Origin of the sequence: Algiphilus sp., assembly GCF_023145115.1 — a bacterium.
In the GTDB taxonomy this organism is placed as follows: domain Bacteria; phylum Pseudomonadota; class Gammaproteobacteria; order Nevskiales; family Nevskiaceae; genus Algiphilus.
The window spans coordinates 1-19250 of sequence record NZ_JAGLEJ010000051.1; the positions used below are offsets into that span (position 1 = coordinate 1).

The 19250-nt window shown below is 70.7% G+C and carries 19 protein-coding genes; 9 read left to right on the forward strand and 10 right to left on the reverse strand.

All coding sequences use genetic code 11. The features are described 5' to 3' along the window. Positions 1-631: 631 nt before the first annotated feature. Positions 632-937: a hypothetical protein gene (locus KAH28_RS16255; protein ID WP_290578438.1), complete on the reverse strand. Its 306-nt coding sequence runs from the start codon at positions 935-937 to the stop codon at positions 632-634. 456 nt (positions 938-1393) lie between these two features. On the opposite strand from KAH28_RS16255, the gene KAH28_RS16260 reads away from it, so the two are divergent. After that, a complete protein-coding gene (locus KAH28_RS16260) occupies positions 1394-2329 on the forward strand; it encodes an ROK family protein (protein WP_290578440.1) in 936 nt (311 codons plus the stop codon). Beyond that, a complete protein-coding gene (locus KAH28_RS16265) occupies positions 2326-2853 on the forward strand; it encodes an AAA family ATPase (protein WP_290578442.1) in 528 nt (175 codons plus the stop codon). The genes KAH28_RS16260 and KAH28_RS16265 overlap by 4 nt, the downstream gene beginning before the upstream one ends. 13 nt (positions 2854-2866) lie before the next feature. Here KAH28_RS16265 and KAH28_RS16270 read toward each other — a convergent pair whose 3' ends face one another. The 4 genes from KAH28_RS16270 to KAH28_RS16285 form a co-directional block, all read right to left on the reverse strand. Further along, positions 2867-3346: a hypothetical protein gene (locus tag KAH28_RS16270; protein WP_290578443.1), complete on the reverse strand. Its 480-nt coding sequence runs from the start codon at positions 3344-3346 to the stop codon at positions 2867-2869. A 13-nt stretch (positions 3347-3359) separates the two neighbouring features. Further along, complete coding sequence (locus tag KAH28_RS16275) at positions 3360-3737, reverse strand: hypothetical protein (RefSeq protein ID WP_290578444.1); 378 nt, start codon at positions 3735-3737, stop codon at positions 3360-3362. Between the two features lie 65 nt (positions 3738-3802). Then, entirely contained in the window at positions 3803-4333 is a 531-nt protein-coding gene (gene ppa / locus KAH28_RS16280; protein WP_290578445.1) for an inorganic diphosphatase, read from the reverse strand. Between the two features lie 71 nt (positions 4334-4404). Further along, a complete protein-coding gene (locus KAH28_RS16285) occupies positions 4405-5673 on the reverse strand; it encodes a 6-phosphofructokinase (RefSeq protein ID WP_290578446.1) in 1269 nt (422 codons plus the stop codon). A gap of 331 nt (positions 5674-6004) precedes the next feature. Between KAH28_RS16285 and KAH28_RS16290 the strand changes: the two genes are divergently transcribed. After that, entirely contained in the window at positions 6005-6562 is a 558-nt protein-coding gene (locus tag KAH28_RS16290) for an adenylate kinase (RefSeq protein WP_290578447.1), read from the forward strand. Positions 6563-6604: 42 nt separating this feature from the next. Here KAH28_RS16290 and rnd read toward each other — a convergent pair whose 3' ends face one another. Beyond that, positions 6605-7705, reverse strand: a complete 1101-nt coding sequence (gene rnd / locus KAH28_RS16295) for a ribonuclease D (protein ID WP_290578449.1) — start codon at positions 7703-7705, stop codon at positions 6605-6607. 157 nt (positions 7706-7862) lie between these two features. Here rnd and KAH28_RS16300 point away from each other — a divergent pair, with 157 nt between their 5' ends. From KAH28_RS16300 to pmbA, 3 genes are all read left to right on the forward strand, one after another. After that, positions 7863-8402, forward strand: coding sequence for a hypothetical protein (locus KAH28_RS16300; protein ID WP_290578450.1), 540 nt, complete (start codon positions 7863-7865; stop codon positions 8400-8402). Between the two features lie 11 nt (positions 8403-8413). Next, positions 8414-9751, forward strand: coding sequence for a UDP-N-acetylmuramate:L-alanyl-gamma-D-glutamyl-meso-diaminopimelate ligase (mpl, locus tag KAH28_RS16305; protein ID WP_290578451.1), 1338 nt, complete (start codon positions 8414-8416; stop codon positions 9749-9751). 176 nt (positions 9752-9927) lie between these two features. Beyond that, a complete protein-coding gene (gene pmbA / locus KAH28_RS16310; protein ID WP_290578453.1) occupies positions 9928-11295 on the forward strand; it encodes a metalloprotease PmbA in 1368 nt (455 codons plus the stop codon). 28 nt (positions 11296-11323) lie between these two features. Here the strand turns inward: pmbA and KAH28_RS16315 are convergent, their stop codons facing one another. After that, positions 11324-11998, reverse strand: coding sequence for a cyclic nucleotide-binding domain-containing protein (locus tag KAH28_RS16315; protein WP_290578455.1), 675 nt, complete (start codon positions 11996-11998; stop codon positions 11324-11326). An 84-nt stretch (positions 11999-12082) separates the two neighbouring features. Further along, positions 12083-12766 carry a hypothetical protein gene (locus KAH28_RS16320; protein WP_290578457.1) on the reverse strand — a complete coding sequence of 228 codons (684 nt, stop codon included), beginning with the start codon at positions 12764-12766 and terminating at the stop codon, positions 12083-12085. A gap of 176 nt (positions 12767-12942) precedes the next feature. Here KAH28_RS16320 and KAH28_RS16325 point away from each other — a divergent pair, with 176 nt between their 5' ends. Then, a complete protein-coding gene (locus KAH28_RS16325) occupies positions 12943-14106 on the forward strand; it encodes a hypothetical protein (protein WP_290578459.1) in 1164 nt (387 codons plus the stop codon). Between the two features lie 58 nt (positions 14107-14164). On the opposite strand, the gene KAH28_RS16330 is transcribed toward KAH28_RS16325, so the two are convergent. Continuing rightward, on the reverse strand, positions 14165-15352 hold the full coding sequence (locus KAH28_RS16330; RefSeq protein ID WP_290578461.1) for an acetyl-CoA C-acyltransferase: 1188 nt from the start codon (positions 15350-15352) through the stop codon (positions 14165-14167). A gap of 109 nt (positions 15353-15461) precedes the next feature. Between KAH28_RS16330 and KAH28_RS16335 the strand changes: the two genes are divergently transcribed. Together KAH28_RS16335 and KAH28_RS16340 are read left to right on the forward strand one after the other, a co-directional pair. Beyond that, positions 15462-16517: a Glu/Leu/Phe/Val dehydrogenase dimerization domain-containing protein gene (locus KAH28_RS16335; protein ID WP_290578463.1), complete on the forward strand. Its 1056-nt coding sequence runs from the start codon at positions 15462-15464 to the stop codon at positions 16515-16517. A 25-nt stretch (positions 16518-16542) separates the two neighbouring features. After that, positions 16543-18549, forward strand: a complete 2007-nt coding sequence (locus KAH28_RS16340) for a DUF389 domain-containing protein (protein WP_290578465.1) — start codon at positions 16543-16545, stop codon at positions 18547-18549. 134 nt (positions 18550-18683) lie between these two features. Here the strand turns inward: KAH28_RS16340 and KAH28_RS16345 are convergent, their stop codons facing one another. Further along, positions 18684-19244 (reverse strand): ACP phosphodiesterase, encoded by a 561-nt coding sequence (locus KAH28_RS16345; protein ID WP_290578467.1) that lies wholly within the window; start codon positions 19242-19244, stop codon positions 18684-18686. Positions 19245-19250 lie beyond the last annotated feature (6 nt).

The following is a 19250-nucleotide window of genomic DNA, read 5'->3' on the forward strand; positions in this document are numbered from 1 at the left end:
CCCGCGCACGCGGGGATGAACCGGAGACGTAGTCGACGCAGACCTAGCGTGCGGCGCGTTCCCCGCGCACGCGGGGATGAACCGGCACCACGGGGAGCAGCCGAGTTACACGTTCGGTGTTCCCCGCGTACGCGGGGATGAACCGGTGGTCATCACCGAGGGCGAGCTGGACGCCATGTGTTCCCCGCGCACGCGGGGATGAACCGGTCGAGGGGAATCCCTACGAACCGCTGTCCGAGTGTTCCCCGCGCACGCGGGGATGAACCGGTCTACGACTGGTATAAGTCCACCGATCTGGAGTGTTCCCCGCGCACGCGCGGATGAACCGTCCGGTGGCTTCATCCAGCACCCGATGCCCCTGTGTTCCCCGCGCACGCGCGGATGAACCGGACGCCCAGCAATCCGGTACGCCGCACGATCCGTGTTCCCCGCGCACGCGCGGATGAACCGGTCTATTACTACAACATCGAGGGCGTGACCCTGTGTTCCCCGCTCAAGCGAGGATGAGTCACCTGCGGGCGCAAAGCCGCCGTTGCAGGCGATCCGTGCCTGGTGCGCGCGCAGGGCCGAACCCAGCCTGGGTGGTGTTAATGCTGTACGACGGTTGAGTGGTCGCTGGGCCCTCATGCCATCAATGCCACCACTTCTCGTCCGGAGCGACGCCCGAAGCGCGTTCTTCGGCCTCTATTCGTTCGATGGTGTTGTCGACGGCATCGAAATCTTCCTGAAGCTGGCGCATCTCTGTCGATAGTGCCGGGTCAGAGAAAATTCCCGCGGCCACGCTTAGTGCCTCATCCGTAAACCGCTCGTTCTCGTGCTTGTCCGGCAACGTCCCAGTGATGCGCAGCTTGCCCGCTGAGCGAGGAACGTTCTTGCATTGCCAACTGAATCGCTTGGTCAGTCCAGTTACCGTTCGGATCAAGTAGCGGATCTGCATGCTCAGCGCCTGATCGATAGGGATCCATGGAAGGGCCAAAGCAACCGGCCACATGCGGTATGACCGTACGGAAGCAATGTTCGGTCGCCAGGCACTCGCAGAGCGGGGCGGCACCTGGACCGCCCCATGGGCGCTGCGCGATGGGCTCCCCTGACCACCGACGGAGCCTTTGGGCCCCAGGTCTGCCCTCAGCTATTGCCGGGAGGCTTTGCCGCAGCACCTTGCGATCAGCATAGCGCGACGGGCGTGTGCTCGCGAGGTTTTGGCAGGCTGCATGCATCCGGCTACGATGGCGTTTCGATGCCCGAGGGTCGCCGTAAAGAGCCTCCGACGGCTGCAGCGGTTTAGGCCGCGAGCGAAAGCAGGGGATACTGGAGGTCCCTGCCCGGGCATCGACCATTCCGGCCGGCGTTCTACGCGTTGTGCCTATCCTTGGGATTTCAGGGGGGCTGTTCGTTGCCAGGGGCAAGCTATCGCATCGGTGTCGATCTCGGCGGCACCAAGACGGAGGTCGCGCTGCTCGATGGCAGCGGTGCCTTCGTGGCGCGGCGCCGGGAGCCGACGCCGAAGGGTGACTACGAGGCGACGGTGGCGCAGGTGGTGGCGATGGTCGCGGCGGTCGAGCGCGAGAGCGGGCTGTCCGGTACGCCGGTCGGTGCGGGCACGCCGGGGGCGGTATCCAGCGCCAGCGGGGTGATGAAGAACTCGAACTCGCTGTGCCTCAACGACCGCAATCTGCTCGCGGACCTGGAGGCCGGGCTCGGGCCGCGCGTGCGGGTGGCCAACGACGCCGACTGCTTTGCGCTGTCGGAGGCCGTCGATGGCGCCGGTGCCGGCGCCGGCATCGTGTTCGGCGTCATCCTCGGGACCGGTGTCGGTGGCGGGGTGGTCGTCAACGGGCGGTTGCTCGACGGGCCCAATGCGATTGCCGGCGAGTGGGGGCACAACCCGCTGCCGTGGCCGCGGCCGGAGTGGGACGAGGTGCCGGGTCCGAAGGGATGGGACGGCCGTTACGGCTCGATCGAGACCTGGTGCTGCGGGCCGGGCATGGTGCTGGATCACGCCCGTCGCGGCGGCGGCGATGCGGCAAGCGCGCAGGCGATCTGCGACGCGGCCGAGGCCGGCGACCAGCAGGCGATGGCCACGCTGGCGCGCTGGGAGGACCGGCTGGCGCGCGCGCTGTCGACCATCATCAATGTCATCGACCCGCACGTCATCGTGCTCGGCGGTGGCCTGTCGAAGGTGGATCGTGTCTATCGGCACGTGCCGGCGCTGTGGGACGAGTGGGTGTTCTCGGACCGGGTCGACACCCGGCTGGTGCCGGCGCGCTACGGCGACAGCTCGGGCGTGCGCGGTGCCGCCTGGCTGTGGCCGCCGGACCGGACGCCGTGACCGCACGCCCGCCGCCCTTCGCGGTGGTGGCGCTGATGGGGCTGCCGGGCAGCGGCAAGTCGACGCTGGCGGCGCGGCTGAGCACGGCCAGCGGGCTGGCGATTCTGGACCGCGACGCCATCCGGGCGGGCATGTTTCCGCAGCACGTGGCCGGTGTCGACGAGAAGCCGGCGGCGACGGCGGCGCTGTGGCTGGCGCTGCGCGCCATGCTCGAGGCGGGGCAGGGCGCGATCCTGGACGGCATGACCTTCGCGTCCGATCGGCATCGCGCCACCGCGGCCGGCATGGCGGAGGCCTTCGGCGCCTCATTCCTCCCGGTCGAGGTGCGGGTCAGCCTGCGCGTCGCCACGCAGCGGGTGCGGGCGCAGGTGCACAGCTCCAAGGAGCGCACGCCGAAGCTGGTGCGGCAGGTGGCGTCGCGCTTCCAGCCGGTGCCGCCGGGCACGCTGGTGATCGACGGGCGGGAGCCGGTGGAGGCCCAGGTGGCCCGGGTGTGCGCGGCGTTCGACGAGCGCTGCGGCTAGTCAGCGCAGTTGGTCAGGCGGGCAGCCGGTCGCTCCAGCGCAGGAAGCGGCGCAGGACCTTGACCATCAGGAAGATGCCGACGACGGCGCTGAGCGCGGCGTGGGCCGCGAACCACGCGAATCCCGAGGCGAGGTTGAAGGCGAAGGCCGGCGAGTCGGCCTGGTCCTTCAGCCAGAGCTCGAGCCACTGCAGGATGGCCTCGATGTCGCGCGAGCCCAGCAGCGCGGCGAGCTCGGATTCGGGGTCGAGGGCCGAGTAGCCCCAGCCGATGGGCAGTGCGTAGAGCAGGCCGAGCAGGACCAGCATCCAGACGTGGCAGCCGAACAGCGCGCGCTCGTGCGAGCGCGGCAGCTCGGCCCGCATGGTGGCGCCACGCACGCCGTGCCAGAGCAGCGGCAGCGGCAGCACCGGGAGCACCAGCCAGCCCAGGTTGAGGAAGACCGCTGCGGCCAGGCCGCCGGCGCTCAGATAGCCGAGGGTGACGCCCAGCAACGGGCCGGCCCGTCTAGTTGGGCAGCGGCAGCGGGCGGCGCTCGGAATAGGCGAGGAAGCCGCGCACCAGTCGGTAGATCCACCACACCGCGAGGATGAAGTAGCCGAGGATGCCGATGAAGATGAAGGTCAGCACCCCGCAGATGATCGACCACAGCAGGCCCCACCAGAAGGTGCGCAGCATCCAGCGGTGGTGGCTGCGGATGAACGCGCTCTCGGTGTCGTTGACCTTGAGGTGGTTCATGATGACGCCGACGATGGCCGTCACCCCGGTGAAGATCGCGCAGGCGTGCAGGATGTAGGCGACCAGCACGACGTTGCGCTCTCCCTCCGTGCCCTCGTCGGGCACGGCGGCGTCGGACTTCCCGCTTTCCTCGATGATCTCGCTCATGGCGGCTGCTCCTGCGTAAGCCGGGGCCGGGGGAGGGCGCAGCGCCGGGCCGCGCGAGATCCCGATCAGCCCTTGTAGGCGTCGATGGACTTGGTGATCTCGCCACGCGCCGCCGCAGCGTCGCGCCAGCCGGCGATCTTGACCCACTTGCCTTCCTCGAGATCCTTGTAGCGCTCGAAGAAGTGGCGGATCTCGTTCTGGAGGCGCTCGGGCACGTCGGCCAGATCCTTCATGTCCGCATAGTACTTGGTGGAGACCTTGTCGGTCGGCACCGCCAGCACCTTGGCGTCCATGCCGGATTCGTCCTCGGTGTCGAGCACGGCGACGGCGCGGCACTTGATGGCGCATCCCGGCACGATCGGGTGCGGGGTCAGCACGAGCACGTCGACCGGATCGCCGTCGTCGTAGAGCGTGCCGGGCACATAGCCGTAGTTGGCCGGATAGTGCATCGCCACGTTCATGAAGCGGTCGACGATCAGCAGGCCGGTGTCCTTGTCCACCTCGTACTTCACCGGGCCGGCGTGCGCGGCGATCTCGATGACGACGAGGAATTCATCCGGGGCCTTGCTGCCGGGGCCGAGGTCCTTGAAGCTCATGCGGTGGTGCTCCCTTTGTTGTCGGGTTGGTGCGCGCGACGCGGGGCCGGCGCCTGGGACGGGACGCCCGGCTACGCCGCCTCGAAGCGGCGGCCGGTGCGGGGTTCCGCCAGCGTCGGGCGGAAGCGGAAGTACTGCGGCAGGCCGTCGGCGTAGTCCGGGTAGGCCTCGCCCTGGATCAGCGGCAGCATGTAGCGCCGGCAGGCCTCGGTGATGTGGAAGCCGTCCTCGCTGATGAATTCCCGCGGCATCATGCGCTCGTTGTTGGCGACATCCTCGAGCGGCGCCTCGCCGATGGACCAGCGATACGGCGAATCGGACTCGCGCTCGATGGATACCATGATGCCGCTGCTGCCGGTCACCGCCTTCTCCACCGCGGCGCGGCCGACCGCGTAGCTCTGCGCGAGGTCGGTGCCGGAGGCGATGTGGCGCGCCGAGCGCATCAGGTAGTCGGCGACCGCGTAGTGGTGCTTGTAGCCCAGCTCGCTCCGGACGAGATCGGCCAGCCGCGCTGCCACGCCGCCGAGCTGCTTGTGGCCGAATGCGTCGGTGCCGCCGGCCTCCGCGAACAGCGTGCCGTCCGGGTTGGTGATGCCCTCGGACGCGACGATGGTGCACCAGCCCACCTTCTCGACGGTCTCGCGCACGCGCGCGAGGAAGCGTTCCGGGTCGAAGGCGACCTCGGGGAACAGCAGGATCTGCGGTCCGTCGCCCTCGTGCCGGGCGGCGAGACCGCCGGCGGCGGCGGTCCAGCCGGCGTGCCGGCCCATGACCTCGAGGATGAAGACCTTGGTGGAGCTGCGCGCCATGGAGGCGATGTCCAGGCTGGCCTCGGCGATGGACACCGCGGTGTACTTGGCCACCGAACCGAAACCGGGGCAGGTGTCGGTCAGCGGCAGGTCGTTGTCCATGGTCTTGGGCACGTGCACGGCGCGGATCGGGTAGCCCATGCGCTCGCCCAGCTGGCTGATCTTGAGACAGGTGTCGGCCGAGTCGCCGCCGCCGTTGTAGAAGAAGTAGCCGATGTCGAAGGCCTTGAAGACCTCGATGAGCCGCTCGTACTCGGCGAGGTTCTTGTCGAAGCCCTTGAGCTTGTAGCGGCAGGAGCCGAACACGCCGGCCGGCGTGTGCTTGAGGGCGGCCACGTCGGCGTCGCTCATCGCGGAGGTATCGATCAGCTCCTCGTGCAGCGCGCCCAGGATGCCGTTGGCGCCGGCATAGACCGTGTCGATGTGCTCGCGGTGCTCGCGCGCGGCCTCGATGACGCCGGCGGCGGAAGCATTGATGACGGCGGTGACCCCGCCGGATTGCGCATAGAAAGCGTTGCGTGGCTCAGCCATGGGGCGGTCTGCGGGCGTCTTCGGGGTGGCGGAAGGCCCGCTATGGTACAAAAAAGGCGCGTTCTTCGACGCAGCGCAACATTGACCTGCGCGTGGCGCGGCATTACCGTTGCGGCGCAACATCGGCCGGCCGGGTCCGGCGTGCCGGTCCGGGTCGAGCGCCATCGGGGGAGTCCCCGCGCCGCCGTTTCGCGCGATCTCCGCGGCCCGGAACGCCGCTCGAAGGGCCCGGAGTCACCCGTTCACCTCGCTGTCCGTATCTGGGCGGCCCGTACGGGCCGGTCCGGCCACGACAACTCTGCACAACGAATCCTCGAGAGACGCTTTTCCTATGAGCAAACGCATTGTTCTGCTGGGCGCGCCCGGCTCCGGTAAAGGCACGCAGGGTGCGCTGCTGATGGAGCGTCACGGCATCCCGCAGGTGTCCACCGGTGATCTGCTGCGCGCCGCCGTGGCCGCGGGCAGCGAGCTCGGCCAGAAGGCCAAGGCGGCCATGGACGCCGGCGAACTGGTGGCCGACGAGGTCGTCATCGGCATGATCCGCGAGCGCCTCAACGAGCCCGATGCGGCCAACGGCTACATCCTCGACGGCTTCCCGCGCAGCCGGCCCCAGGCCGAGGCGCTGGACGAGCTGCTGGTCCAGCTCGGCAAGCCGCTCGACCGCGTCGTGCATCTGGAAGTGGACGAGGAGGAGATCGTCTCCCGCCTGCTCGAGCGCGGGCGCGCCGACGACACCGAGGACACCATCCGCAATCGCATGAAGGTGTTCCGCGACCAGACCCATCCGCTGCTCAAGTACTACGAGGAGCGCGATCTGCTGGTCACGGTCAAGGGTGTCGGCGACGTCGAGGACATCTACCGCCGCATCGAGGCCGCCGTCGTCGGCTGATCGCCCGGCGGCCCGCTGTCCGCGGCGGGCTGCCATGCAACGCTAGGCGCTGTCCAGCGCGGCGATCAGCGCATCGCCGATCTGCTCGCGTCGCCACCCCGCCATCGCGGGGTTCCCCTCGGCGCCGGCGCCGAATCGCGCGAGCTGCTCCAGCGACGCGCGTGCCGCCAGCAGGCTGGGCGGCACGCCCAGCGTCTCTGCGCGGGCGCGCACGGTGTGGCTGAGCTGCTTGACCAGGCCGCGGTGCGCGCCGTCGGGCCGGAAATCCTCGACCAGCGGCGCCCGGCCGGTGGGCGCCTCGGCGATCAGGCGCAGCCAGGTCCGCGCATTGCGCTCGATGCTCTTCGGGGGAATGTCGGCGGCGCAGGCGCGCAGCGCCTCCACCGAATCCGGCCGTGCCGAGGCGATGGCGAGCAGCGCATCGTCGGCCAGCAGCCAGCGGCGCGGGCGATCCGACGCCACCGCGCGCTCCTCGCGCCAGCGCGCCAGCTGCGCGGCGGCCTGCTGCGCGTCGGCGTCCAGCCGGCCCAGGCCGCGCAGGCGCTGCCAGGCATGCTCGGGATCGGGGCGATAGCGGGCCGGATCGCAGACCGCATCGCAGTCCTCGCGGTGCCAGTCCTCGCGGCCCGCCGTCGCCAGCGCGTCACGCAGTGCCGGGAACAGGCGCGCGAGCTGGCGCACGTCGTCGGCGGCGTAGTCGAGCTGCGCCGGCTTGAGCGGGCGGGCCGACCAGTCGGTGCGCGACTGTGACTTGTCCAGCGTCACGCCCAGCCGATCCTCGACCAGAGCCGCATAGCTGATCTGGTCACCCAGGCCCAGCATGGCGGCGGCGATCTGGGTGTCGAACAGCGGGCGCGGGCAGTCGCCGGCGTGCTGCACGAAGAGTTCCATGTCCTGCGAGGCCGAGTGCAGCACCTTGAGGCGGGCGGGGTCGCGCAGGAAGGTCCACAGCGGCGCCAGATCCACGGCGAGCGCGTCGATCAGCGCCACGGTGTCGGCATCGCCGATCTGGACCAGGCAGAGCTGCGCGAAATAGGTGCGCTCGCGCACGAACTCGGTATCCACAACCACCCAGGCGTTGGGCGCGAGGCGGGCGAGCAGGTCGGATAGCGCGGCGTCGTCGGCAATAAGCTGCGGCTGCATGCCGGGTAGAATAGCGGTCGGGCGCATCCGGAGGACAATGCCGGTGTGCCGGCGGTGCTGCATCCGCTCGCTCGGAGCGGGACGGCGCCGCGTTCCGGTAGTCGCTTGCAGCTTCCATTTCCACCTGAAAGGCCCGGCCGCTTCCATGTTGCTCCCGGTGATCATCACGTCCTGGCGCATCTGCATCTTCCGCGCCGGGCCGCAGGACCTGCCCGCGGTGCCCCAGTCGGTGGCGCACGCCATCATGCTGGCGCTGATCGTTCAGGCCGTACAGTTCCAGCTGTCGCTGCCGCTGCTGCCGGCGATCGCGCAGTCGATCGTGGCGGTGGTCGTGATATGGGCCTTCACGGCCGGCGTGCTGACCATGCGCAGCCAGCCCGAGCGCGTACCGCAGACGGCGAGCGCGCTGCTGGCAACCAACGCCATCTTCTCGCTGCTGCTGGTGCCGTTCCTGATCCCCATGCTGCCCGCCATGGAGCAGCTGGCCCGCGATCCGGAGGCCGACGTCAACGTTCCCGCGCTGTCGCTGGTCGGCACCCTCGGCCTGTCGGCGTGGAGCATCGCGGTATCGGTGTGGATCTTCCGCAACGCGCTGGACTCGCGCAACGCGCTCGCCATCCTGTGCGCGCTCGGGCTGGCCGCGGCGGTCTACATCATCGCCGGGGGCGTCGGCATCATGCTGTCCCCGCAGGCCTGACGGCCGCGCGCGTGCACGTTCACATCCTCGGCATCTGCGGCACCTTCATGGCCGGCATCGCCGCCATCGCGCGCGAGGCCGGCCATCGCGTCACCGGTTCCGACGCCGCGGCGTGGCCGCCCATGTCGACGCAGCTCGAGCAGCTCGGCATCACCGTCATGCCGGGCTACGACGTGGCGCATCTCGACCCCATGCCGGACGCCGTCATCGTCGGCAACGTCATGACGCGCGGGCACGACATCGTCGAGTACCTGCTCGCCGAGGATCTGCCGCTGGTCTCCGGGCCGCAGTGGCTGGCCGAGCACGTGCTGCGCGGGCGCCACGTGCTGGCGGTGGCCGGCACCCACGGCAAGACGACTACCACCGCCATGCTGACCCACATCCTGCGCGCTGTCGGCGAGGCGCCGGGCTGGCTGGTGGGCGGCCTGGCGCCGGATCTGGGCGTGTCGGCGGCGCTGGGCAGCGGCCGCCCCTTCGTCATCGAGGCCGACGAGTACGACACCGCCTTCTTCGACAAGCGCTCCAAGTTCGTGCACTACCGGCCGCGCACCCTGGTGCTCAACAACCTCGAGTTCGACCACGCCGACATCTTCGACGACCTGCGCGCCATCGAGCGCCAGTTCCAGCATCTGCTGCGCACGGTGCCGGCCAACGGGCACATCGTCGTCAACGGCGATGACGCCAACCTGGCGCGCGTGCTCGACGCCGGCTGCTGGACCCCCACCGAGGCCTTCGGTACCGACCAGCCGTGGCGCATCGACGACGACGGGCAGGTCTGGCACGCGGCGCGCTGCATCGGGCCGCTGTCGCTGCACCAGCCCGGCGCGCACAACCGCAGCAACGCGCTCGCGGCGATGGCAGCGGCGACCGATGTCGGCGTCGATCCGGATGCCGCGCTCGCCGCGCTCGCCGATTTCCGCGGCGTGCGCCGGCGCATGGAGCTGCGCGGCCGGGCCGGCGGGGTAGCGGTGTACGACGACTTCGCGCACCACCCCACCGCCGTGCAGGCGACGCTGGCCGCGGCCGCGGGGCTCGACGCCGGCCGCGTGATCGCGGTGCTGGAGCCGCGCTCCAACACCATGCGGATGGGAGCGCACGCCGGTGCGCTGGCGGGCGCGCTGTCGGGCGCCGATCACGGCTTCGTGCACGTGCGGCCGGATTTCGACTGGGACGCTGCCGAGGTGCTGGCTCCGCTCGGCAAGCGCGCCACCGTGACCCACGATCTCGACGATCTGGTCGCCCGCGTGGTCGCCTTCGCGCAACCCGGCGATGCGCTGATCGTCATGAGCAACGGCGATTTCGGCGGCGTGCACCAGCGTCTGCTAGATGCGCTGGCGAGTGGCGCGTAGCGACGCGGACAGGGGGCGGGGACGGGAACGGGGACAGTATACTAATTCCCGCCGGTTGTCGGCCATTCTGCTTCAAGTCTTCGGGAATTAGTATACTGTCCCCGATGCTGGCAGCGGTTCCCTCTCCACTGCATGCACGCGGAGCGGTACCCGGGTGGCGCGCTAGACTGTCGCGCATGAGCCAGCAACCCGCTTCCCGAAATCCCGACGCCGAGCGCGCGGCCGATACCGCCACCGCCGAGGCCATGGTCGCGCGCGCGCTCGACGCCGCCCGGGCCGCGGGTGCCGACAGCGCCGAGGCGGGCGCCAGCCTGTCGCGCGCGCTCACCGTGTCGGTGCGCAATGCCGAGGTCGAGTCGCTCGAGTTCCAGCGCGACCGCGATCTCTCGCTGACGGTCTACTGCGGGGCACGCAGCGGCAGCGCCACCACCTCGGACTGGTCCGACGACGGTATCCGCGGCGCCGCCGAGGCGGCGGTGGCCATCGCCCGCGCCAGCGGCGAGGATTCCTGCAACGGCCTGCCGGACGCCGACCGGCTCGCCACCGCGTTCCCGGATCTCGACCTGTTCCATCCATGGATGGCCGATGCCGACGATGCGGTCGATCTGGCGCGGCGCTGCGAGGCGGCCGCGCTGGCCGCCGACGAGCGCATCGGCCAGAGCGAGGGCGCCACCCTGGACACCGGCCGGGGTGTCGCGGTACTCGGCAATACGCTCGGATTCATGGGGGTGTCGGCGGGCACGCGGCACAGCCTGTCGTGCGCGGTGATCGCGCGTGCCGGTGACGAGATGCAGCGCGATTTCTGGTACACCGCCGGCCGCGTGCCGGGCGCGCTGATCACGCCGGAGGCGGTGGGCCGCCGTGCCGGCGAGCGCGCTGCCGCCCGACTGGGCGCGGCCAGGGTCGCCACCCGCCGCTGCCCGGTGCTGTTCCCGCCCGAGCTGGCGCGCGGACTCTGGGGCGCGCTCGCCGGCGCAGCCTCGGGCGGCGTCCTGTACCGGCGCGCCAGCTTCCTGCTCGATCGCGCCGGCACCACCGTGGCCGCCCCGCACGTCCACATAGAGCAGCAGCCCCACATCCCGCAGGCCGTGGGCAGCGCCGCCTTCGACGAGGAGGGCGTCGCGACCCGGCCGCGCGCGCTGGTCGAGGCCGGCGTGCTGCAGGGCTACCTGCTGTCGAGCTACAGCGCCCGCCGGCTCGGGCTCGAGACCACGGGCAATGCCGGCGGTGCGTTCAATCTGGCGGTGCGCCCGACCTTCGACGGCGGTCTGGAGGCCCTGGCGCGCGAGATGGGCGAAGGGTTGCTGGTCACCGAGCTCATGGGGCAGGGCGTCAATACCGTCACCGGCGACTACTCGCGCGGCGCCGCCGGCTATCTGGTGCGCGGCGGCGCGATAGCCGAGCCCGTCGACGAGATCACCATCGCCGGGAATCTGCTCGACATGCTCGGCGACGTGCAGGCCATCGGCTCCGACGTCGACGTCACCAGCGGCGTGCGCAGCGGCAGCGTGCTCGTCGGCGCGATGACGGTGGCCGGCGCCTGATCGCGCCGCACCGGGCGCGCCGCGCCGGTCAGGCGTTCGTGCCCGCGGTGTCCTTGGTGGCGCCGAGCACGAGGATGTTCCGGCCCTGCGTCTGCACCATGCCGTCCTCCTCCAGCGTCTTCAGCACTCGGCCGGCCATCTCGCGCGAGCAGCCCACCAGCCGCGCCAGCTCCATGCGGCTGGTGCGCACGATGGTGCCGCGCGCGTGCGGCACCGCGTCCTGCTCGCTGACCAGCTCGAGGAGCACGTGCGCCATGCGGCCGGCGACATCCAGGAAGGCCAGATCGCCGAGACGGCGGGTGGTGTCGCGCAGTCGTGCGGCGAGCTGGCCGGCGAGGTCGAAGACCACGTCGAGGTTCTCCTGCGCGAAGTTGCGGAAGGCCTGGTAGTCGACCTCCGCCACCAGCGTCGGCCGGCGCGTGCGCACGATGGCCGTGCGCAGCTGCTGGTCCGGGAACAGGCACATCTCGCCGAAGTAGTCGCCCGGCCCGAGATAGGCGAGCACGATCTCGCGCCCGTTCTCGTCCTCGATGGAGATCGCGACCGATCCGTCGAGCACCAGGAAGAGCGAGGTGGGCTCCTCGCCGGAATGGATGATGGTGTGCTTGGGGGGAAAGCTGCGCTTCTGCGCCATGCCCACGAAGGCCTGCACCGCCGGTCGGTCGAGCATGCTGTTCGCGTCGTCCACTGCGTCGATCACCATTGACAACGGGGTCCGTCCGGATGGAACGGGGCCGCTAGCATACCCCTCCCGACGCCGATGCTGCCGAAGCTGCCATCGGCCGCGCTAGCGTCCGGCCGAGTGCAGTGCGACCGTGAATCCGGTGGCCCGGAAGGCGATGGCCGTGAGCGGGTAGCAGGCCACCATCAGGAGCGCGTACCACCACTCCAGCGCGTTGAGCCGGGCATCGGGGTCGGCGGTGAAGAATTGCAGCGGCAGCGAGGCGAGCCCGAGACCGAGCAGCAGCGCCAGCACCACCAGGAAGGCGCGACGCAGCGCGGCCGGCAGCACGCCGGCCGAGGTCGCGAGCGAGATGAGCAGCATCTGGGCCAGCACCGTCATCGAGAAGTAGAGATTGATGCCGTAGCGGCGCAGCAGCCCCGGCACGTCGCCGTCCTCGCCCAGATAGGTGGCGTACAGCGTGTAGAACAGCGCGCCGACCAGCCCGCAGCCCAGCAGCGCCCAGCGGCGCCGCCACGCCGCACGGTGCACCGCTGCCGCCCAGGCGAAGCACAGGCCCCAGAAGCCGGCCAGCAGCCAGCCATAGGGCTGCATCGTGAAGCGGAACCAGTAGATGACGGGGTCCTGGCGCGCCGCCCGGCTGATCGACGTGCAGCCGTCCCAGTACGGATTGCACGGCTCGATCAGTCCGAGCGCGGTCGACATCAGCCAGGCGGCGTGCAGACAGATCACCGGCCACGCGGCGGCGGCAACGGCGACGATGACGGGCAGTCGCGAGATCGCGGGCATGGCGATTTCCCGGGGAACGCGGCGATGCCAAGGGTACCGCTGCCTCCGCCGCCGTGCCGACCATCCCCCAGATGCGGGATTGGGCCGCGGAGGCGGGACCGCTACAACGGGGCGCAGTGCGCGCGATGCCGCGCGTGATCCGCCATGCGACAACCGATGTTCAGGGGGAATCCGAGTTGAACAAGCTACCGATCATTGCGGCCTGTGCCGTGCTCTTCCTCGCCGGCTGCGACGGTCTCCAGGATCGGGGCAACCCGTTCGCCGACGAGGACACCGGCACCACCAATCCCGATCCCAACCCGATGCCCGAGCCGGAACCGGAACCGGAACCGCAGCCGGAACCCGAGCCGGAGCCCGAGCCGGAACCGGAGCCAGAGCCCGAGCCGGAACCGGAGCCGGAGCCGGAGCCGGAGCCCGAGCCCGAGCCCGAGCCCGAGCCGGCGCCTTCCGAGGACGAAATCGCCGTGCCCGACACCGTCACGCAGGACGATCTCAGCGAGCCCGACGCGGCCGGTGCCGCCATCGCGCGCATCGCGGCGCTCAGCAAGGGATTCATCAGCGCCCAGGCCGTCAGCGGCAACGACGGCAGCCAGACGCAGTCACTGCGGACCAAGGTCGAGACCGCGATTCCGTGCGAGAGCGGCTCGGGCACTGCCGATTCGAACCTGTCGGGCGACTTCTCGTCCAGCACGGTCACGCTGCGCTACCAGAACTGCCAGCTCGGCGATGTCATCTTCAACGGCACGCAGGTGACGACCACCGACTTCGGCAGCTTCGACCCGACCAGCGGCCAGGTGCCCGATCGCACCACCGGCGAAGTGCAGTCGGGTGAGGGCGGTGCGCCCTTCATCATCGATCTGCTCACGCCGGCCGACGACAAGCGCCGATTCCTGCTGCTCGGCGATGTCACCTACGACATCACCATCGGCGACAACACCAGCACCTTCGAATCGGCCGACTTCAGCTACCGCCAGAAGACCACCATCATCAATACCTCGGATCCGGCACGCCCGCGCGTGGACAGCGAGGTCGGCAATGCCGGCACGCCCTACACGCTGTCGGCCGAGTCGATCGATGCCGACCGCTTGTCGGTGGTGCAGCAGGGGCCGTTCCGCACCAGCGGCGACTGCGGCAGCGGAACCGGCACGGTCAGCACGTCCAGCCCCCTCGTTCTCAACCAGGAGAGCGGGCTCATCGAGGGTGGTCAGCTGATGATCCAGACCAATGATGGCCAGAACGTCACCGCGACCTACAACGGCGACGGCAGCGTGACCATCGATGGCCCGGGGGGGAGCCGTACCTACCAGCCGGAAGAGCTGGAAGACATCTGCGACATCTGAGCTTCTGCGTGTCAGTGCATGCGCCCGGACCGTCGGTCCGGGCGCTTTTTTGTGCCCGTCAGACGCGCTCGACGGCCATCGCCACGGCCTCGCCGCCGCCGATGCACAGGCTGGCGATGCCGCGCTTCTCGCCGCGCTGATGCATCGCGCCGAGCAGGGTCACCAGGATGCGGGCGCCGGAGGCGCCGATGGGGTGGCCCAGCGCGCAGGCGCCGCCGTTGACGTTGACGCGCTCGTGCTCGAGGCCGTGCGCTTCCATCGCCGCCATGGTGACGCACGCAAAGGCTTCGTTGATCTCCCACAGCCCGACGTCGGCGGCCTTCCAGCCGGTGGCATCGAGCAGCTTGGTGATGGCATGCACCGGCGCCACCGTGAACTCGGCGGGCAGGCGCGCGTGCCCCGCGTGCCCGGCGATGCGCGCCAGCGGCTGCAGGCCGCGGCGCTCGGCTTCCGAGGCGCGCATGAGCACCAGTGCGGCGGCGCCGTCGGAGATCGAGCTCGCCGTCGCCGCGGTCACGGTGCCGTCCTTCTTGAAGGCGGGCTTCAGCTGCGGGATCTTGTCGGGACGCCCCTTGAAGGGCTGCTCGTCCTTGTCGACGGTCTGGCTGCCGCCCCTGGCCGGCACCTCGACGGGCACGACTTCCTCCGCGAAGCTGCCGTCCTCGTTGGCGCGCTTGGCGCGCGCCAGCGACTCGATGGCGAAGGCGTCCTGGGCCTCGCGCGACAGGCTGTAGGTGTCGACGCAGCGCTCGGCGAAGACGCCCATCGGCATGTCCGCCTCGTAGGCATCGTTGAGCCCGTCCAGGGCCATGTGGTCGTAGATGCGGTCGTTGCCGTAGCGGTAGCCGGCGCGCGCCTTGGCGAGCAGATAGGGCGCGTTCGACATGCTCTCGAAGCCGCCCGCCAGCATGACGCGGGCGCTGCCCGCGGTCAGCAGATCGTGCGCCAGCATGACCGCCTTGAGGCCGGAGCCGCACATCTTGCTGATCTGGGTGGCGCCGACGCTGTCGGGCAGCGCCGCGCCGCGCACCGCCTGGCGCGCCGGGGCCTGCCCCTGGCCGGCGATCAGGCAGCAGCCGAGGATGGCCTCGTCGATATCCTCGCCGGCCACGCCGGCGCGCTCGACCGCCGCGCGCACCGCGGCGGTGCCCAGCTGGTGGCCGGCCAGACCGGCGAAATCGCCCAGCATGCCGCCGATCGGGGTGCGGGCCATGGAGACGATGACGATGGGATCCTGGCTGCTCATGCGGTGTCCTCGCGTGGATGCGTGAAGAAATGAACGGTGATTATCGCTTAGCTGTGTCGGGGGCGCTGCCGTCTACAATGGAGCCCTGTCGCCGGGAGGGAGGCACCGCGTGACCCTGCAGCTGTTCGCGCACGAGGAATTCGACGCCCACGAACGGGTGGTGTTCGGCTTCGACGCCGAAACCGGGCTGCGCGCCCTCATCGCCATCCACAGCACGCGCCTGGGGCCGTCGCTGGGTGGTTGCCGCATGTACCCGTACGCCGACGAGACCGCGGCCCTGACCGATGTGCTGCGCCTGTCGCGCGGCATGAGCTACAAGGCGGCGCTGGCCCGGCTGCCCCAGGGCGGCGGCAAGAGCGTGATCATCGGCGATCCGCGCGCCGACAAGTCCAGTGCGCTGATGCGCGCCATGGGGCGGCAGGTCGAGGCGCTCGGCGGCGCCTACATCGTGGCCGAGGATTCGGGCATCACGGTGGCCGATGTGCGCGCGATGGCCGAAGCCACCGGGCACGTCAGCGGGCTGGCGGCGCCCGGCGCACCCGGCGACGGCGATCCGTCGCCGGCCACCGCCGAGGGCGTCTACCTGGCCATGCAGTGCTGCGCCGAGCGCGTGCTGGGTGCCGACAGCCTGCTCGGCGTGGGCGTGGCCATACAGGGTGCGGGCAAGGTGGGCACGCTGCTGGCCGGGCATCTGGCACGCGCCGGCGCCCGCCTGTGGATCAGCGACGTGCACGGACCCAGCGCCGAGGCCTGCGCGCAGGCCACCGGCGCCGAGGTCGTGCCGCCCGACGCCATCTACGACGCGCCCGCCGAGATATTCGCCCCCTGCGCGATGGGGGCCGTGCTCAACGCCGGGACCATTCCGCGCCTGCAGTCGCGGGTGGTCGTGGGCGCCGCCAACAACCAGCTTGCACGTCCGGAGGACGATCACCGCCTGCTCGATGCCGGCGTGCTCTACGCACCGGACTACGTGGTCAACGCCGGCGGCATCATCGATATCCACTATCACCGGAGCGGCGACTACGATCCCGGAGCCGTGCGCGCGCATCTCGCCACCATCCCCGAGACGCTGGCGCGCATCCTCGATACTGCGCGCGCCGAGGACCGGCCCACCGGTGAGGTCGCGGACGCGCTGGCGCGCGCCGTGATCGCCGGCGAGCGCTGACCGACACCGGTCCCGGGGGCACCGCATGGCCGAACCGTCCGAATCCGCACGCGGCGCGTCACCCACCGACGACGACGACGCCCCGGTGCTGGTCGATACCGCGCTGCTCATCATCCAGGGCGAGGGGGGCGACGCCGCCGTCGAGGCCGAGTGCGAGCGCGCCCGCGCCTTCGCCGCCGAGCACGGCATCGCGCTGCAGGAAGTGGCGGCGCGCGCCTTCTTCGACAGCGAGCCGCCCGAGGATGCTCCTCGCCACTGGATCGTCATCGGCGAGGATCGCGTGCTCATGCGGGCGATGGATGCCGCCGAGGGACGCGAGGTCGGGCTCGGACTGCTGCCGGCCGGCAAGCTGACCCGCACGCGCGGATTCTACGATCTGCCCGCGGACGGTGACGCGCGCCTGGCGCTGGCGTTCCGCGCGCCCGAGCTGGCACTCGATGTCCTGCGCTGCAACGGCGAGCTGGTGCTCGGCCAGGCGGCGGTCGGCGACGTGCCGTTCCTGGACCGGCGCGGTCAGGCCCTGGTCCACGTCCAGGAGCGCCTGTGGCAGCGCTGGGCGATGGCGGCCAGCCTGTTCTGGACGGCGTGCCGGCGCCTGTTCGTGATCACGCCGTCGGTCATCCGCATGCACCTCGGTCGCGAGGAGAAGCCGCGGCGCACGGCCATCACCGGCATCGTGCTGCTGGAGAACGATGTCGATTCGGCGGCCGGCCGCATGCTGGGCGAGGCGTTGTCGGCGCGCGACGGCCGCGTCACCGCGCTGGTGCTGGCGCCGACCTCGGTGGTGCGCTATCTCGGGTTCCTGCTGCGCGCGGCGGTCGGGCGCAGCGGTCCGCCGCTGCCGCGCGCGCTGAGCTACGTGCGCACCGAGGGTCTGGTGATCGAGTCCGACGTCGAGCTCGATTACCGCGTCGACGGCATGCGCCACCGCGCCAGCCGCATCGAGGTCACGGTCAATCCGCAGGCGCTGCGCATGAACGTGGGCGCGCGCTTCGACGGCATGGCGGGCATCGACGAGAACGGCAAGGACACGCTCAAGCTCGGCGACCTGCCGGAGAACGAATCGCGCCTGGCGCTCATCCGCAAGCGCCTGCCGCTGTTCACGCACGCGCTGGAGGAGGACTTCAAGGATCTCTTCCTGCTGCTCAAGGACAGCGCCCGCATCGGGCCGGACTACCTCACGCTGAGCGTGCTGTCGGCGCTGATCGGCACGCTCGGCCTGCTGCTCGACAGCGCCGCGGTGATCATCGGCGCCATGGTGCTGGCGCCGCTGATGGCGCCCATCATCTGTTTGTCGATGGCCGCCCTGCGGCGCGATTTCGGCCTGCTGCGCCAGTCCGCGACCGCCATCGGCGTGGGCGTGGGGCTGTCGCTGGCGGTCTCGGCGCTGGTGGCGCTGCTCGTGCCCATGCGCATGCTCACGCCCGAGATCGCGGCGCGTCTGGCGCCGAGCCTGATCGATCTCGGCGTGGCGGTGTTCTCCGGCGTCGCCGGCGCCTACGCCTACGCCCGCGAGAGCATCATGAAGAGCCTGCCCGGCGTCGCCATCGCGGTGGCGCTGGTGCCGCCGCTGGCGGTGGCCGGTATCGGCGTGGGCTGGTGGGACGGCGGCATCGTGCTGGGCGCGGGGCTGCTCTTCCTCACCAACCTGGTGGGCATCGCCCTGGCCGGCGCCGCCACCTTCATGGTGCTCGGCTACGGACCGGTCAAGCGCACCACGCACGGGCTGCTCTATCCGGCGGCGGCGGCGGTGCTGGTGGCGATCCCGCTGGCGTTGTCCTATGCCCGCATGCATTTCGTCTGGCAGGCCGAGCGGCAGCTCGCCCACAGTGTCTACCGCATCGACGGACAGACGCTCGAACTGGCGCGTCCCATGGTCAGCGTCGATGGCGGGCTGGTGCGCATCCGCGCCGACGTCTACGTCGACGGCGCCGCCACCGACGCCGATTTCGCGGCCCTGCGCGACCGCATCGCGCGCGAACTGGACCGCGACGTGGAGCTCGACATCACGGTGCGCGCACGCTATCGCTGAGGCGAGAGATCGGGGCCAAAGGCCGGGGACAGTGTATTTATTTCATGGCTTCCGCGGCAGAGAAGGGCAGTGTTCTTCATGGAAATAAATACACTGTCCCCGAGTCGTCCCCGGTTCGCGGCTGGCGCGTGCGCTCAGGCGCGCAGGCAGTCGCGCAGCACCTCGGCCAGTCCCGGCGCCAGCTCCGCGCCGTGCGCGCGCCAGTTGCCGCAGGCGGCGAGCAGGGCGTCGGGGTGCCGGGCGCGCTGGGCGATCCTGTTGATCGCGCGGTCGATGCCTTCCGGTTCCGCGACGCCGCGCAGGATCTCCGCGAAGCGGGTCGCGGTCGGGGCCGGTACGCCGGCGGCATCGAAGGCGTCGGTGCGCGCCGCGACCGCAGCCGCCGCATGCGCGCAGAAGTCGGAGAAGGGGCGGTCGTGCCAGGCCGCCCAGTGCGTCGCCAGCCAGTGGTCGGCGTAGAGGTCCAGCGTGATGCCGCCGTAGCGCCGTTCGCGACGGTCGATGCGGGCCAGCGCGGCCGCGGTGTGCTGGTGGCGGTCGAAGGTGCTGTCGATGCGGCGGTGCAGGCGTACCGACTCGGCGACGTCGGGGGGCAGGTGGGAGAGATCGCGTCCGCGCACGGCATCGCCGAGCACCGCGCCGGCCGCATCGGCACCACGCGCCTCGGCGATGTAGAGATGGGCGAGGAAATTCATCGCCGC

Bases quoted from the DNA above. Each gene is read 5' to 3' on its own strand.
- KAH28_RS16320 (WP_290578457.1), bottom strand. From the start codon at position 12,766: ATGCCCGCGATCTCGCGACTGCCCGTCATCGTCGCCGTTGCCGCCGCC.
- KAH28_RS16340 (WP_290578465.1), top strand. From the start codon at position 16,543: ATGGCCGAACCGTCCGAATCCGCACGCGGCGCGTCACCCACCGACGAC.
- KAH28_RS16285 (WP_290578446.1), bottom strand. From the start codon at position 5,673: ATGGCTGAGCCACGCAACGCTTTCTATGCGCAATCCGGCGGGGTCACC.
- pmbA (WP_290578453.1), top strand. From the start codon at position 9,928: ATGAGCCAGCAACCCGCTTCCCGAAATCCCGACGCCGAGCGCGCGGCC.
- KAH28_RS16255 (WP_290578438.1), bottom strand. From the start codon at position 937: ATGCAGATCCGCTACTTGATCCGAACGGTAACTGGACTGACCAAGCGA.
- KAH28_RS16315 (WP_290578455.1), bottom strand. From the start codon at position 11,998: ATGGTGATCGACGCAGTGGACGACGCGAACAGCATGCTCGACCGACCG.
- KAH28_RS16290 (WP_290578447.1), top strand. From the start codon at position 6,005: ATGAGCAAACGCATTGTTCTGCTGGGCGCGCCCGGCTCCGGTAAAGGC.
- rnd (WP_290578449.1), bottom strand. From the start codon at position 7,705: ATGCAGCCGCAGCTTATTGCCGACGACGCCGCGCTATCCGACCTGCTC.
- KAH28_RS16330 (WP_290578461.1), bottom strand. From the start codon at position 15,352: ATGAGCAGCCAGGATCCCATCGTCATCGTCTCCATGGCCCGCACCCCG.
- KAH28_RS16275 (WP_290578444.1), bottom strand. From the start codon at position 3,737: ATGAGCGAGATCATCGAGGAAAGCGGGAAGTCCGACGCCGCCGTGCCC.
- KAH28_RS16345 (WP_290578467.1), bottom strand. From the start codon at position 19,244: ATGAATTTCCTCGCCCATCTCTACATCGCCGAGGCGCGTGGTGCCGAT.
- ppa (WP_290578445.1), bottom strand. From the start codon at position 4,333: ATGAGCTTCAAGGACCTCGGCCCCGGCAGCAAGGCCCCGGATGAATTC.